Here is a 1,033-nt window from a genome sequence, read left to right as displayed (position 1 = left end):
CAGTGAGCCATTCCGCGTAACGTCTCGTGACTGTGTGTAGCGCCTGGTTTCAGGTGGTTCGCTGGTGGTCGATGTGGAGGATGGCCAGGGCCGCAGCGGCGATGGCACCGATCTTCCACGGGCACAGGCTGATGTTGCGTAGGGCCTTGAATGTGGTCTTGAGCAGGCTGTTGCCGCGTTCACCGACGGCGCGTAGCCGGTTGTGAGCGCGGTTGAATTGTTGCTGGACGTTGGTGAGCTGCTTGCCCTTGGGTTTCTTGAACGCGACGACGATCGTGTCGGCTTCGCCTTCGTAGCCCAGGTCGGCCAGGGTGCGTAGGTCGTGGCGGATGCCGGTGAGGGTGTCGAGCAGGTCAGGGTGGGTGCGCAGGCAGGTGGTGTCGTGTTCCCGGCCGGGCCGGACCGGGGAGGTCCACAACGGCCAGCCGTCCGGCGCGGTGACGACCTGGATGTTCCCGCCGTGGTTGGCGTGCTTCTTCGACCACCACAGGTCCACACCCTCGGTGGGGCCGGGCGTGGACACCCGGTCGGTCTCGATCAGCGTCCCGTCGAGCAGCACGTAGTCGTAGCCGGCGGCTTTCGCGGCCAGCAGCGCGCCGTGCAGGCTCGGGGCCTTCGCGGCCAGCACAGCGATGCCCTCGTGCAGGTAGTCGTAGCCGGTCGTGCGGCTGATCGCGTTGTCGCGGGTCAGTTGAGTCATGCGGGCGCCGTCGAGCAGCCAGCGCAGCACGAGTATCGCCTGCTGGCGGCAGCCCAGCACGCGGGTTCCCCCGCGCGTCCCGCGCCGCTGCCGTTCAGCGTTCAGCAGGCCAGACAGGAACGACACGGTCTCCTCGCGTACAGCGAGGGTGGCGGTGTAGGTGATACTCATAGCAGCGCGGAACTCCGGTGGCAGTGGTCTGTGAGAGGAACACTTCGTAGCGGAGTTCCGCGCCCTTACCTCTCACGCACTCATCCAGGCGATTCCCGCCTGTTGCAACTCATTCCGGGCAGCACGCTCCGCACTCAGAGCGTTGCGCGGATAGCCTCAGTG

The 1,033-nt window shown here is 66.4% G+C and carries 1 protein-coding gene; it reads right to left on the bottom strand.

Annotated elements, in window-relative coordinates; translation table 11 throughout:
- Positions 1-49: 49 nt before the first annotated feature.
- On the bottom strand, positions 50-871 hold the full coding sequence (locus AB0I41_RS35265; RefSeq protein ID WP_357115855.1) for a transposase family protein: 822 nt from the start codon (positions 869-871) through the stop codon (positions 50-52).
- Positions 872-1,033 lie beyond the last annotated feature (162 nt).

Origin of the sequence: Micromonospora sp. NPDC050200 (assembly GCF_040656135.1) — a bacterium.
Taxonomy (GTDB): Bacteria; Actinomycetota; Actinomycetes; order Mycobacteriales; family Micromonosporaceae; genus Micromonospora.
Note: the sequence above shows the minus strand (reverse complement) of the source record. Positions and strands in the feature narration are given on the sequence as shown.

Coding starts and splice junctions, on each gene's coding strand:
- AB0I41_RS35265 (WP_357115855.1), bottom strand. CDS start 871: ATGAGTATCACCTACACCGCCACCCTCGCTGTACGCGAGGAGACCGTG.